General features: G+C 66.7%; 9 protein-coding genes. 1 reads left to right on the forward strand and 8 read right to left on the reverse strand.

The genetic code is table 11. From position 1 onward, the window contains the following. Positions 1 to 2: 2 nt before the first annotated feature. The 7 genes from AC1RJ5_RS06135 to AC1RJ5_RS06165 form a co-directional block, all read right to left on the reverse strand. Complete coding sequence (locus tag AC1RJ5_RS06135; protein ID WP_493112284.1) at positions 3 to 686, reverse strand: response regulator; 684 nt, start codon at positions 684 to 686, stop codon at positions 3 to 5. Next, the gene (locus AC1RJ5_RS06140; protein ID WP_493112286.1) at positions 683 to 3,337 is read right to left on the reverse strand and encodes a DUF4118 domain-containing protein; all 2,655 of its coding nucleotides are present in this window, start codon (positions 3,335 to 3,337) and stop codon (positions 683 to 685) included. Before AC1RJ5_RS06140 ends, AC1RJ5_RS06135 begins: the two co-directional genes overlap by 4 nt. Continuing rightward, positions 3,334 to 3,933, reverse strand: a complete 600-nt coding sequence (gene kdpC, locus AC1RJ5_RS06145; protein ID WP_342248740.1) for a potassium-transporting ATPase subunit KdpC — start codon at positions 3,931 to 3,933, stop codon at positions 3,334 to 3,336. The genes AC1RJ5_RS06140 and kdpC overlap by 4 nt, the downstream gene beginning before the upstream one ends. A 129-nt stretch (positions 3,934 to 4,062) precedes the next feature. Beyond that, positions 4,063 to 6,075 carry a potassium-transporting ATPase subunit KdpB gene (gene kdpB / locus AC1RJ5_RS06150; protein ID WP_493112288.1) on the reverse strand — a complete coding sequence of 671 codons (2,013 nt, stop codon included), beginning with the start codon at positions 6,073 to 6,075 and terminating at the stop codon, positions 4,063 to 4,065. 11 nt (positions 6,076 to 6,086) lie between these two features. Continuing rightward, complete coding sequence (kdpA, locus tag AC1RJ5_RS06155) at positions 6,087 to 7,790, reverse strand: potassium-transporting ATPase subunit KdpA (protein WP_493112290.1); 1,704 nt, start codon at positions 7,788 to 7,790, stop codon at positions 6,087 to 6,089. A gap of 12 nt (positions 7,791 to 7,802) precedes the next feature. After that, the gene (locus AC1RJ5_RS06160) at positions 7,803 to 7,892 is read right to left on the reverse strand and encodes a potassium-transporting ATPase subunit F (protein WP_116840353.1); all 90 of its coding nucleotides are present in this window, start codon (positions 7,890 to 7,892) and stop codon (positions 7,803 to 7,805) included. Between the two features lie 106 nt (positions 7,893 to 7,998). Then, on the reverse strand, positions 7,999 to 8,304 hold the full coding sequence (locus tag AC1RJ5_RS06165) for a hypothetical protein (protein ID WP_184168019.1): 306 nt from the start codon (positions 8,302 to 8,304) through the stop codon (positions 7,999 to 8,001). A gap of 176 nt (positions 8,305 to 8,480) precedes the next feature. On the opposite strand from AC1RJ5_RS06165, the gene AC1RJ5_RS06170 reads away from it, so the two are divergent. Continuing rightward, the gene (locus AC1RJ5_RS06170) at positions 8,481 to 10,370 is read left to right on the forward strand and encodes a potassium transporter Kup (RefSeq protein ID WP_342248743.1); all 1,890 of its coding nucleotides are present in this window, start codon (positions 8,481 to 8,483) and stop codon (positions 10,368 to 10,370) included. Positions 10,371 to 10,630: 260 nt separating this feature from the next. On the opposite strand, the gene AC1RJ5_RS06175 is transcribed toward AC1RJ5_RS06170, so the two are convergent. Continuing rightward, on the reverse strand, positions 10,631 to 13,957 hold the full coding sequence (locus AC1RJ5_RS06175; RefSeq protein WP_342248744.1) for a TonB-dependent receptor domain-containing protein: 3,327 nt from the start codon (positions 13,955 to 13,957) through the stop codon (positions 10,631 to 10,633). Positions 13,958 to 13,965: the final 8 nt, after the last annotated feature.

Consider the following 13,965-nt stretch of genomic DNA (forward strand, 5'->3'; position numbering starts at 1 on the left):
GCTCACGCCATCAGGCGATAGCCCACCCCAGGCTCGTTGCGGATCGCCGAAGGCACCGCCGGATCCTCCTCCAGCTTGCGGCGCACGCCCCGCGCGGCAACCCGCAGATACTCCACGTCATTCTCGTGCCCCGGCCCCCAGACGGTGCGGAGAAGCTGGCTGTGCGTCACCACCCGGCCGGGATGCTTGGCCAGTTCGGCGAGGAAGCCGAATTCCTTCGGCGTAAGGTGCACCTCCGCCCCGGCCTTGCGGACCAGCCGGGCGCCGAGATCGACCTCGACCGTGCCGAAGCGGACCACCGGCATCTCGGCCTCGGCGGAGAGGCGGTGGCGCAGCGCGGTGCGGATGCGGGCCAGCACTTCCTCGGTATCGAAGGGCTTGGTGACATAGTCATCCGCGCCGAGATCGAGCGCGGTGACCTTCTGCTCGGTCGCATCGCGCGCCGAGACGACCAGTACCGACGCGCCCGCCGCCTTGAGCAACGGCACCAGCTCCAGCCCGTCGCGATCGGGCAAGCCGAGGTCGAGCAGCACCGCCTCGGGCTTGTCGATCTGCACCGCGGTCAGCGCATCGCGCGCGCTGCCGGCCTCGACCACGCGGTAACCGACGCGGGTGAGCCCGGCGCTCAGCAGGCGGCGGATGGCGGGCTCGTCGTCCACCACGAGGATCTTGGGCTGCTGGCTCATTCGCCGGCGCTTCCTTTGCGCAACAGGGTTTCGGGAAAGCGGATCGTGAACACCGCGCCGTCGCGATCGGTGCGGTTGGCCGCATAGACGGACAGGCCCATCGCCTCGGCAAAGCCCTTGACGATGGCAAGGCCCAGGCCCGTGCCACCCTTGCGGTCCGAGCCCTCGATCCGGGTGAAGGTCTCGAAGATCCGCGCCTCGTCGCCCGGCGGCAGGCCGGGACCTTCATCGGTGACGCTCAGGGTCATGCTGCCCGGCTGGCGGCGCGCGGCGATCAGGATCGGCGAGCCGGGGTCGCCATATTTGCCGGCATTCTCGATCAGGTTGATCAGACAGTGGTGGAACAGCTGCGGATCGACCGAGACGAACGGCAGCTCTGGGGGCACGTCGAGCCGGATCGGATGATCCTCCAGCACGCGGCGCAGGTCATGCACCGCCGCCGCCGCCGCCTCGGCGAGGTCGACCGGCTCGATCGACTGGTGGAGTGCACCCGCCTCGATCCGGACCATGTCGAGCAGATTGGCGACGAAGCGGTTGAGCCGCTCCGCCTCGGACCGGGCAGCGGAGAGCTGCTCGCCCTGCAGGTCGCTCGCCGGCTGCATCTCGCCGAGCATGCCGAGGATCGTGGTGAGCGGGGTGCGCAGGTCGTGGCTTACCGAGGAGAGCAAGGCGGCGCGCAGCCGGTCGCGTTCCTTGAGCTGGGTGATCGTCGCCATCTCGGTCTCCAGCGAGACGCGCTCCAGCGCCAGCGCGGCCTGGTCGATCAGGCTGAGCAGCAGCGGCAGCTGGTCCGAGCGGAGCGGTGCCGTCGCATCGGGATTGGCGAGACCGAACACGCCGAGGACACGGTCGCCGGTGGCCAGCGGGTTGAACAGCCATTCGGAGGCCGTGAGCGTGTCCGAGCCGCGGCCCGCGGGCTGATTCTGGTCATAGGCCCATTGCGCTGCAGCCAGTTCGAGCGTTTCCAGCCCCGGATCGGCAGGGTGCGCGGCGGCGAGGTCGAGCCGGCCGCTCTCCGGCAGGAGCAGCACCGTATGGGCGCCGAACAGGCGGGCGACCTCAGCGCAGAGCACCGCGCCCAGCTCTTCACGGGTGCTCAAGCCCGTAAGCATCCGGGCAAAGCCGGCGAGCGAGCTGTTCTGCGTGGCGCTGCGTCGCGCCAGGTCCGCCTGCACGCGAACACGCGCGGCGAGCTGGCTGGAGACGATCGCGACGCCGAGCAGCACCAGCACGGTCAGGATGTTGCGCGGGTCCTGGATGGTGAAGGTGTGGGTCGGCGGGATGAAGAAGAAATTATAGGCGAGCGACGAGACCAGCCCCGTAATCACGCCCGGCCACACTCCATAGCGCGTCGCGGCGACCATCACCGGCAGCAGGTAGAGCAGGCCGATATTGGTGATCGCGCCCTCGGGGAACAGTGCGCCGACCAGCGTCACCAGCGCGGTGAGGCCAAGCGATACGACATAGCCCTCGCGCGATCCCAGATCGATCGCGGGCCGCATGGTCGCGGCACGCGCCTCCACGGCCATTGGAAGCACGTGCACCGCCATCCCCGGCGTCTCGCGCACCAGCTTGTCGACCACCGAACCGTGGCGCAGCTCGAACCAGCGCGAACGCACCGACTTGCCGACGATCAGCTGGGTGGCGCGGGCTTCGGTGGTGAAGCGCTTGAGCCCCTCGATCACCGATTCTGCCGGCACTGTCGCCACCTGCCCGCCCAGCTGGCTGGCGAGATGGAGCGAGGCGGCAACCTGGGCATTCTCGGCATCGCTCAGCCGGGCGGTGCGCGGCGTCTCGATATGCACGGCGGTCCAGGGCGCGCGCAGGCCGTCGGCGATGCGCTTGGCGGCGCGGACCAGCTCGGCCGAGCCCGGCAACTCGCTCACCGCCACCACCAGCCGCTCGCTCGCCGCCCAGGTGCCCGCCAGCGCATGGGTCCGCAGATAATCGAGCATCTGCGCATCGACCGCCTGGGCAGCCCGGCGCAGCGCCAGCTCGCGCAGCGCGGTGAGGTTCGACTTGGAAAAGAAATGGCCGAGCGCCCGCGTCGCTTCCTCGGGCACATAGACCTTGCCCTCGCGCAGCCGCTCGATCAGCTCGTCGGGCGGCAGATCGACGATCTCGATGTCCGCCGCTTCAAGCACGCGGTCCGGCACCGTCTCGCGCACCCGCACCTTTGTGAAGCTGGCGACGACGTCGTTCAGGCTTTCGAGGTGCTGGATGTTGACCGTCGAGAAAACGTCGATCCCCGCCGCGAGCAGTTCTTCAACATCCTGATAGCGCTTGTCGTGCCGGCTGCCGGGGGCGTTGGTGTGGGCGAGCTCATCGACCAGCACCAGCGCAGGCGCGCGAGCGAGGATCGCGTCGATATCCATCTCGGTGATGCTGCGGCCATGATACTCCACCGGCCGGCGCGCCACGATCTCGAGGCCATGGACCAAAGCCTCGGTCTCGGCTCGGCCATGCGTCTCGACCACCCCGATGACGACGTCCACACCCGCCTTGCGCCGCGCCGCGGCCTCGGTGAGCATTTCATAGGTCTTGCCAACCCCTGGCGCCGCGCCGAGGAACACCTTCAGTCGGCCAACGCCCTCCTGCGCGGCGGCGCGCAGAAGGGCATCAGGATCGGGTCGATTGTCTTCCGCGCTCACTCGGCCGCTTTTGCGCCCGAGGCCACCCGCTTGTCGAGGTCGCGATTGAGCGCGAGTACATTGACACGCGGCTCACCCAGGAAGCCGAGCAGCGGCTGCTCGACATGGGCGTTCACGATCGCGCGCACCTTCTCCACGCTCAAACCGCGCGCCTTGGCTACGCGATCGACCTGGTAAAAGGCCGCCTCGGGGCTGATTTCAGGGTCGAGCCCCGAGGCGGAGGTGGTCACCAGATCGGCGGGAACCGAGTTTCCTGGTGTGGTGCGGGTCGCGGCGATGTCCTTCGCCACGCGATCGGAAAGGGCCTGGGAGGCCGGGCCGAGGTTCGAGCCGGCAGAAGCGGTCGGGTCGTTGCCATTGGCGCCAGCGGCGGAGAGGCGGCCGTGGAAATAGCCGGGGCTGGCGAAGTTCTGGCCGAGCAGCTCGGAGCCGCGGATCTGGCCATTCTCCTCGATCAGGCTGCCATTGGCCTGATGCGGGAAGGCGACCTGGCCGATGCCCGTGAGCGCCGCCGGATAGGCGATGCCGAGCAGGGCGGCGAAGAGCAGCGTCAGGACAAGTGCCGGACGGAGCGCGGTGGTGAAATCCTTGAGCATTGGTTTCTTCCTTCAAAGCCCCTCCCCTTCAGGGGAGGGGTTGGGGTGGGGTCTGTCCGCGAGGTCAGGTCTCGGTGAGACACCTGCCCCACCCCCATCCCCTCCCCTGAAGGGGAGGGGCGATTTTGGTCACGCCAGTCCCAGTCCGGCGACGACCAGATCGATCAGCTTGATCCCCACGAACGGCGCGAGCACACCGCCCAGGCCGTAGATCGCCAGGTTGCGGGCAAGCAGCGGGCCTGCGCCGATCGGGCGATACTTCACGCCCTTCAGCGCCAGCGGAACGAGGCACGGGATGATCAGCGCGTTGAAGATGATCGCCGAGAGGATCGCGCTTTGCGGGCTCGCGAGCTGCATCACGTTGAGCACGCCGAGCGACGGATAAAGCGCGATGAACATCGCCGGGATGATCGCGAAATACTTCGCGATATCGTTCGCCACCGAGAAGGTGGTCAGCGCGCCACGCGTCATCAGCAGCTGCTTGCCGAGGCCGACGATCTCGATGAGCTTGGTCGGATCGCTGTCGAGATCGACCATGTTGCCCGCCTCGCGCGCGGCCTGGGTGCCGGTGTTCATCGCCACGCCGACGTCCGACTGGGCGAGCGCCGGGGCGTCGTTGGTGCCGTCGCCGCACATCGCGACCAGGCGCCCGCCCTGCTGCTCCTTGCGGATCAGCGCGAGCTTGTCCTCCGGGGTGGCTTCCGCGAGGAAGTCATCCACGCCTGCCTCGGCCGCGATCGCCGCAGCGGTCAGCGGGTTGTCGCCGGTGATCATCACCGTGCGGATGCCCATCCGGCGCAGCTCGCCGAACCGCTCGCGCACGCCGGCCTTCACCACGTCCTTGAGCGCGATCACGCCGAGCAGCCGGCCATCCTCGGCCACCGCGAGCGGGGTCTGCCCCTGGCGGGCAATCTCTTCCGAAACGCGGCGCATGTCGCCGGCCACTGCGGTGTCGCCCAGCCCCGGATGGGCGCGCAGGATCGCATCGACCGCGCCCTTCTGGATCAAATTCTCGCCCATGCGAACACCCGAGATGCGGGTCTGCGCGGTGAACGGAATGATCTCCGCGCCTTCGGGCAGTGCCTTGGTCGCGACCGCGTACTTGCCCTGGGCGAGCGTGACGACCGAACGACCTTCGGGCGTCTCGTCGGCAAGGCTGGCGAGCAAGGCAGCCCGTGCCAGCTCGTCGGTCGAGATGCCGCCCAGCGGGCGGAACTCGCTGGCCGCACGGTCACCGATGGTGATCGTGCCGGTCTTGTCGAGCAGCAGCACGTCGATGTCGCCGGCTGCTTCCACCGCGCGGCCCGATTTGGCGAGCACGTTGAAGCGGACGAGACGGTCCATGCCGGCGATGCCGATCGCCGAGAGCAAGGCCGCGATCGTGGTCGGGATCAGGGTGATCAGCAGCGCCGCCAGGATCGCCACCGGCACCTGGCCACCAGCGTAGGACGCGAAGCCCGGGATGGTCGAGACGGCAATCAGGAAGATGATCGTCAGGCCAACGAGCAGGATCGTCAGCGCGATCTCGTTCGGGGTCTTCTGGCGCTCGGCGCCTTCGACCAGCGCGATCATGCGATCGAGGAAGCCCTGGCCCGGCTCCTGGGTGACGCGGACCTTGATCTGGTCCGAGATCACCCGGGTACCGGCGGTCACGGCCGAGCGATCGCCGCCCGCCTCGCGGATCACCGGCGCGCTTTCGCCGGTGATCGCGCTTTCGTTGACCGAGGCGACGCCTTCGATCACCTCGCCGTCCGCCGGGATCAGGTCACCGGTATGGACGAGGACGATGTCGCCCTTCTTGAGCTGCGAGGCGGGAACGGTCTTGCCGTTCGGGAGCTTCGCGGTGAGCTCGGACTTGGTGGCGCGCAGCGAAGCGGCCTGGGCACGACCCCTGCCCTCCGCCAGCGCCTCGGCAAAGGTGCCGAACAACACGGTGAGCCAGAGCCAGACGATCAGCTGGATCTGGAAGGCCAGCGTCAGGCTGGTGCCGCCGATGAACAGCAGCACGGTGAGCAGCAGCGCGACCACGGCGGTGGTGAAGAGCACGGGGTTCTTCACCAGCTGGCGTGGATCGAGCTTCTTGAACGCGTCGCCGATGGCAGGGCCGATCAGGGACGGCGTGAACATGGTTGCGGTCGTCATGGAATTGGACCTCAGAAGAGCTGGCCATGGATCATCGCGAGATGATCGGCGATGGGACCGAGCGCGAGGCTGGGGAGGAACGTCAGGCCGCCCAGCACCAGGATGATGCCGACGAGCAGGCCGATCCAGAGCAGGCCGGTGGTCGGGAACGAACCGGCGCTCTCGGGGTGCACCTTCTTCGCGGCCAGGCTGCCGGCGATGGCGAGCACGGGCACGATGATGAAGAAGCGGCCCACCCACATCGCGACGCCGAGCAGCCCGTTGTAGAAGGGCGTGCCCGAAGTGATGCCGGCGAATGCCGAGCCGTTATTGGCGGCAGCGGAGGTGAAGGCGTAGAGGATCTCGCTGAAGCCGTGCGGCCCCTTGTTGAGCGGCCCCGCCAGGCCCGCGGGCAAGACCGAGGCAAGCGCGGTTCCGCCCAGGATCATCAGCGGCAGCACCGCGATGGCGAGGACGGCGAACTTCACTTCGCGGCTCTCGATCTTCTTGCCGACATATTCCGGCGTGCGCCCGACCATCAGGCCCGCGACGAACACCGCGAGGATGGCGAAGAGCAGGAAGCCGTAGATGCCCGCGCCGACACCGCCGACCACGACTTCGCCGAGCTCCATGTTGAACAGCGGCACCAGCCCGCCGATCGCGGTGAAGCTGTCGTGCATCGCATTGACCGCGCCGCACGAGGCCGCGGTGGTCACGGTGGCGAAGAGCGCGCTCGCGGCGATGCCGAAGCGGGTTTCCTTGCCTTCCATGTTGCCGCCCGGCAGGCCCAGGTGATGCAGCACCGGGTTGCCCGCGGCTTCCTGCCAATAGGTCACGCCCGCGCCGATCAGGAACAGGGTGAGCATCGCGGCGAGGATCGCCCAGCCCTGGCGGGTGTTCCCCACCGCCTTGCCGAAGGTGTAGGTGAGGCCGACGCCGAGGACGAAGATCGACAGCATCTGGATGAAGTTGGTCAGCGCGCTCGGATTCTCGAACGGATGCGCCGAGTTGGCGTTGAAGAAGCCGCCGCCATTGGTGCCGAGCATCTTGATCGCTTCCTGCGAAGCGACCGGTCCGAGCACGATCGACTGCTTGGCGCCCTCGAGCGTGGTCGCATCGACGATCGTGCCGAAGGTCTGCGGCACGCCGCTGGCGATCAGGTAGATCGCATAGGCCACGCAGATCGGCAGCAGGACGTAGAGCGTCACGCGGGTCATGTCGGCCCAGAAATTGCCGATGCCCGAGGCCTGCTTGCGGGCGAAGCCGCGGAACAGCGCGAAGGCGATGGCGATACCGGTGGCCGCCGACAGGAAGTTGTGGATGGTCAGCCCCAGCATCTGGCTGAGGTTCGAGAGCGCACCCTCGCCTGCATACCATTGCCAGTTGGTGTTGGTGGTGAAGCTGATCGCCACGTTCATCGCGCCGTCGGGCGAGAGGCCGGCGAGCCCGCGCGGGTTCATCGGCAGCACGTCCTGGAAGCGCAGCACGAGATAGGTGAAGAGCAAAGTCACCAGCTGGAAGGCCAGCATGTGCAGCGCATAGCGACGCCAGCTCTGCTCGGCGTTGGGATCGACGCCGGCAAGCTTGTAGAAGCCGCGCTCGACCGGGCCGAGCACGGTGTGGAGCGGCGTGCGCCGCCCTTCATAAATGGCGAACAGCCACAGCCCCACCGGCTTTGCGAGCGCGACGAGGATGAGCGTGAAGACGAGGATCAGCATCCAGCCCTGGACGGTCATGGAAGGCTCCGATCAGAAACGCTCGGGCCGGACGAGCACGGCCACGAGATAAAGGAGCAGGCCCAGCGCAGTGAGCCCGGCGAGAAGTAGCGGTAGCGGCATGGTGGTTCTCCTCAGGCCTGGTCGCAGAGGCGGACACAGGCGAGGGTGAGCAGGAACAGCCCTGCCAACACCCCCAGCCAGATCAGGTCGGTCATGGTTTTCTTCCCTATTGGCGGCGATCGAAGCGGGTCTTGTCGAAGCGAATGTGGCGGGGCGGCACCGGTATCAGCCGGAACAGGCCGGGCCCCTCGATCAACAGCGCCCAACCGAGCGTCCAGGCGACGACGCCCGAAAGGGCTTCGCCAAATTCAGCCGGAGTGGCGTTGTGCTGCGGTGGACGATTCATCGAAACGACGAGCGTCCAAACCGCAAGCGCGCAGGCGCCGAGCAGCAATACGCCGCCGAAGCGCAGCCAAAGCTGCGCAGGCCAGCCGCCCTCGCCTTGTTCCATCCGACGCAACAACACCCACACGGTGAGACTCCCACATTGGTCGGCTCGCGATGTGGTCTCGGGGGGAGTTAAGGTTCCACGGGGAAGTTGGAACCCACCATAAAGATTCCATAAAATCGTTGGCTGAGGCCGGAACCTCTGGATACTAGGCGGGTTCGACGGCGCCGAGGGCGGTGCCGGCAAACGAAAGATTCGCCTTGGAAGCGACACAAGCGGCCGATCAGCACGGCCATCAGGATCGGCTCGGCACGCTCGCAGTGGGTGCGATCGGGGTCGTGTTCGGCGATATCGGCACCTCGCCGCTCTATTCGCTCAAGGAAAGCTTCATCGGCCACCATCCGCTGGCGGTGGATCGCGCGCATATCTTCGGGGTGCTGTCGCTGGTCTTCTGGACGATGATGCTGGTGGTCACCGTCAAGTACGTCTTCATCATCCTGCGCGCCGACAACAAGGGCGAAGGCGGCAGCCTGGCGCTGCTGGCCCTCATCCAGCGCAAGCTGGGCGAAACCCGCTGGACGCCCTGGATCGTCGCGCTCGGCGTGATCGCCACCGCGCTCTTCTATGGCGATGCGATCATCACACCTGCGGTCTCGGTGCTCTCCGCGGTCGAGGGCCTCGCCACGGTCCAGGGTTCGCTGTCCCAGCTCGTGCTGCCGATCAGCATCGTCATCCTGATCGGCCTGTTCGCCATCCAGTCGCACGGCACCGCGCGGGTGGGCCGGTTGTTCGGCCCGGTGATGATCTTCTACTTCATCGTGATCGCGGTGCTCGGCGTGGTCGGCATCGCCAAGAGCCCCGACATCCTCTGGGCGCTCAATCCCTGGTACGCGCTCCATTTCTTCACGCTCGATCCGCTGCTCGCCTTCCTGGCGCTGGGATCGGTGGTGCTGGCGGTGACCGGCGCCGAAGCGCTCTATGCAGACATGGGCCATTTCGGGCGCAAGGCGATCATGGTCTCCTGGCTCTACATCGCCTTCCCCTGCCTGATGCTCAACTATCTCGGCCAGTCGGCGCTGCTGCTGAGCAGCCCGGCCTCGGTAGAGAACCCGTTCTTCCTGCTGGCGCCCGAATGGGCCCGCCTCCCCCTCGTCATCCTCGCGACCGCGGCAACGGTGATCGCCAGCCAGGCGGTGATCTCGGGCGCCTTCTCGGTCACCCAGCAGGCGGTCCAGCTCGGCTTCCTGCCCCGCCTGCGCATCCTCCACACCAGCGCGAAGGCGGCGGGGCAGATCTATGTGCCGCTCGCCAACTGGCTGCTGCTGATCATGGTGATCCTGCTCGTCCTCGGCTTCCGCAGCTCGAGCAACCTCGCCGCCGCCTATGGCATCGCGGTGACGGGCACGATGTTCATCACCGCCTGCATGCTCGGCGTGCTGACCTTCGCTGTGTGGAAATGGCCGCCGGTGCTGGCCGGCCTGGTCACCGGTGGCTTCCTGCTGATCGACGGGCTCTACTTCGCCTCGAACGTCACCAAGATTCCCGATGGCGGCTGGTTCCCGCTGCTCGTCGCCGCGATCGTCTTCATCCTGCTCACCACCTGGGCGACCGGCCGCAAGCTGGTCCGCGCGCGGCTGCACGAAGGTGCGATGCCGATCGAGATCTTCATCCAGTCCGCCGGCCATTCGGTCCAGCGCGTGGGCGGCACCGCGGTGTTCCTCGCCAGCACCGACGACATCCCGCCGGCGCTGCTCCACAACCTCAAGCACAACAAGGTGCTGCACGAGCGCGTGATCATCCTCACCGTCGCGATCGAGCAGGTGCCGCATGTCGCGCCCGAACAGCGCGCGGAAGTAAAGCCACTGGGCCAGGGCTTCTACCGTACGATCCTCCACTATGGCTTCATGGACGAGATCGACATTCCCCTGGCGCTGCACGCGCTCGGCGATGCCGCGGGCGAGAAGTTCAAGGCGATGGAGACCAGCTATTTCCTCGCCCGCCAGACGCTGATCGCCTCGTCGCGGCCCGGCATGGCGATCTGGCGCGAGAAGCTGTTCGCCTGGATGGTTCGCAACGCCGAAAGTGCGATGGAGTTCTTCAAGCTGCCGACCAACCGCGTCGTCGAGCTGGGCAGCCAGGTGGAGATCTGAAAGGCCCCGGGCCAATATTCAACAGTTCGTCATGCTGAACTCGTTTCAGCATCCAACCTTCTTCCAGAGGGTATCGCCGATGGAGAGTTGGACCCTGAAACAAGTTCAGGGTGACGGTCCAGATGGTCGGGCCAAAGCTTCCCCACCGGACACAAAACAGCCGGCGCACGGAGGCGTGGCGCCGGCCAGGAAGTCAGGGAAACATGCCGGGGAAGACTGGAGCGACGCCTGGGCGCCGCTCCACTCCCTCCCCCCGAAGATCAGAAGATCATGCGCAGGCCCGCGGTGATGATCCGGCCGGTGCTGGCATAGGTCTGGGTCACCGGGCTCGCGGCGTACATGGTGCGGTACTGCGGCTCGTTGGTCATGTTGCGGCCCTCGAGCGACAGCTTGGCGAACTTCGTGACCGCGTAGGAGACCGCGAAGTCGATGTTCAGCTGGTCCTCGTTATAGCCGAAGTCCGCGAACACCGGCGAGTTGCAGGGGCCGCCGCCGACGGTGGTGGTGCCCACCGAGCAGGTGCCGGTCGCCAGCGGGAAACGGTTCACATAGCGGGTGCGATAGGCGCCCGAGACGCGCGCCGAGAACTTGCTGTCCTCATAGTAGAGCGTCGCGTTGAACGAGTCCGGCGAGGTGTTGAGGAACGGCCCTTCGGCATAGCTGTTCACCGCGGTGCCCGACACCGTCTGGCTGGTGTTGAGCACGGTACCGGTCAGGTAGCTGAGGCTGGATTCGATGTGCGTGTAGTTCGCGGTCACGCCGAAATGCTTCAGGAAGCCCGGCAGGAAGAAGAAGTCGGTCTGCAGATTGACTTCGATGCCCTTGATGTCGCCGCCCGGCGCGTCCTGGTACTGGCGCACCGCCCAGGTACCGCCGCTGGTGGTGTAGTTCAGCAGCGCCGGGTTGGTGATGAAGGTCAGCACCTGCTGGTAGACATCGGGCTCGAACACCGCCGATAGCGGGGCCTCGAGCGCGATCTGCTGCGGGAAGGTATCGATCTTCTTCTTGAACAGGTTGACCGCGAGCAGCCCGTTGTGCGCGAAATACTTTTCGAAGCTCAGGTCGAGGTTCGTCGCGCGGAACGGGTTGAGATAGGGGTTGCCCACCGTCAGCGACGGCGCCGTGCCGTTCGCGTTCAGGCTGGTGGTGAAGGCCGTGGTGCCCGGCGTCAGGCTCGCGAGCTGCGGGCGCGACATCACCTTGGAAGCGGCGAAGCGGATCAGGAAGTTGTCGGCAACTTCCCAGTTCGCGTTCATCGAGGGCAGCCAGTCCCAATATTCGTTCTTGGCGGTCACCGCGAGGCCGGCGACGCCATCGGCGCCGCCGACATTGCCCGAGCCCGAGACCCGGGTATTGGCAACGCGCAGGCCGACATTGCCGCGCAGCGGACGGCCGAGCAGGTTCACGTTATAATCGACCTGGAAGAAGCCCGAGACATCGGTCTCGGTCACGCCCGAGCGCTGACGCCCGTCGACCACCGCGCGGAAATCGCCCCACTTGTTCACGCAGTTGCAGTTGATGCCGAACTGATTGATGAACTTGTTGATATCCGGCGCATAATAGCTGGTCGGCGTGCCCTGCGACACGGTCAGCCCCTTACCGAAGCCGATGGTCTGGCCAAGATCGGTGATGCTGAGCTTGGATTCCGCCAGCGTCGGGTTGATCGCCTCGATCGACTGGTTGCGGCGGCCCTGGTCGCCGACATAGGCGAACTCCTTGGCCGTGCCGCCGAAGCGGATCGACATCTCCGGCAGCGCTTCATAGGTGAAGTTGACCCGCGCCACCTTGAACTCATTGTCCACGCTGTTGGTGAAGTAGCGGATCGTCGAAAGACCCTTCACCAGCGTCCAGTTGTTCGGGTTCGCAACGTCGAAGCCCGGGTTGAACACCGGCATCTTGCCGTCGCCGCGCGCGTCGAAGGTGTAGCCGTCCTTGTCGATCGCGTTGAACTCGGCGAGCAGGCCATATGCGCGGAATTCGGACTTGGACCAGCCGCCGGTCGCATCGGCATAGAAGCCCGGCGCGAACTCCTGATGGACGTTCAGCGTCACCTGCTTGAAGTCGGTGCGGCCATACTGGGTGTCGGCGAAGCTGCGCCAGTCGACATCGTCGAGCACCATATAGTCGGCCTGGCCGGCGCCATTGACATGCGCTTCGCGGATCTTGGTGTTCGGGCGGCCGAGCAGCTCGTTGTAATAGCCGGTCTGGTTCGCGGTCGCGACATAGCCGGGCGAGGCCGGATTGTTGTAATAGTCGAACGGGTTGAGGTTGTTCGGGTTGAGGCTGTTGAAATAGCCCGTCAGCGGCGTCTGGCCGACGCCGTTGCCCGCCTGGTCGCCGTTGCAGTCGATGATCGCGCTCGGCACGCAGTTCGCATAGAGCGCGACGCGGTCGGCATAGCCATTGGCGGTGCCGACGGCGCGCAGGCCGGCGGTGCCGGTGCCGACGACGCGGGCATTGGTGCCGTTGCGGTTCAGGCCGATCGGCGTGATGCCGGTGTTGTTGCTGTTCTGGTCGTAGCGCGAGAAGACGCCGTCGAGCGTGATCTCGGTGCCCGGGCCCGGCTTCCACTGCATCGTCGCGGTGGCGCCGATGCGCTCATAGTCGAGATACTGGCGGCCGACCGAGGGCAGGCCCGGGATGATCGTCGTCGGGGTGACCGCGGCATAGGCGGTCGGGTCCGAGCCGAAGGTCGCGCCGGTGCCCTGGTTGCTCGGGCGGGCGAAGCCGAAGACGTTCGGCGTGATGCCGGCGATCTGCGAGTTGCGGTAGGTGTATTCGAACACGCCGATATTGCGGCGATAGGCGTCGATCTGCTGGTCCTGCTTCTGGTACGCGCCCGAGACCAGGATGCCGAAATTGTCGGTCACGCGCACCGAGGCGAGGCCGGTGAAGCGCGGGTTCCAGCTCTTGCCGTTCTCGCGATACTCGGCCTCGGCGCCCACGGCGAAGCGGTTCTTCTTGTACGAGAGCGGGCGGCCGGTGGTCAGGTCGATGATCGCGCCCAGCGAGCCTTCGTCATTCTCCGCCGCGGTCGACTTGGTCACCTTGATGCCGCCGAACAGTTCCGAGGCGAAGGTGTTGAAGTCGAAGCCGCGCGAGCGGTTCGCGCCGGCGTCGGACTGGTTGCCGCCCGCGATGTTCTGGGCATCGGCGCCGTTCAGGCGCACCGCCTGGAAGTCGCCGCCCAGGCCGCGCACGGTGATCGTGCGGCCTTCGCCATTGTCGCGGTCGATCGAGACGCCCGGCAGGCGCTGGATCGATTCCGCCAGGTTCGCGTCGGGGAAGTCGGCGATGTCCTCGGCGGTGATCGCGTCGACGATCTGGTTCGAGTTGCGCTTGATGTTGACCGAATTGGCCAGCGAGGCGCGGAAACCGGTGACAACGATCGCATCGCCGCTCTCGGTCTGGTCCTGCGGCCGCGCCTGCGGATCGTCCTGCGTGGTCGCGGCCACCGCCGTGGTGGCTTCGGTGGTCTGTGCCCAGGCCGGCGCCGCCATCAGCAGCGCAAGGCCGAGCGCGCCGAGCGCCGTCGTGCCGCGCAGCGCCGAACGGCGTGCAACCAGGGTGTCAGCGGTAGAAAGCATAATTCCTC

The organism is Sphingomonas sp. GW822-FHT03G08 (assembly GCF_058801135.1).

Bases quoted from the DNA above. Each gene is read 5' to 3' on its own strand.
- AC1RJ5_RS06175 (WP_342248744.1), bottom strand. From the start codon at position 13,957: ATGCTTTCTACCGCTGACACCCTGGTTGCACGCCGTTCGGCGCTGCGC.
- AC1RJ5_RS06135 (WP_493112284.1), bottom strand. From the start codon at position 686: ATGAGCCAGCAGCCCAAGATCCTCGTGGTGGACGACGAGCCCGCCATC.
- AC1RJ5_RS06160 (WP_116840353.1), bottom strand. From the start codon at position 7,892: ATGCCGCTACCGCTACTTCTCGCCGGGCTCACTGCGCTGGGCCTGCTC.
- kdpA (WP_493112290.1), bottom strand. From the start codon at position 7,790: ATGACCGTCCAGGGCTGGATGCTGATCCTCGTCTTCACGCTCATCCTC.
- kdpC (WP_342248740.1), bottom strand. From the start codon at position 3,933: ATGCTCAAGGATTTCACCACCGCGCTCCGTCCGGCACTTGTCCTGACG.
- kdpB (WP_493112288.1), bottom strand. From the start codon at position 6,075: ATGACGACCGCAACCATGTTCACGCCGTCCCTGATCGGCCCTGCCATC.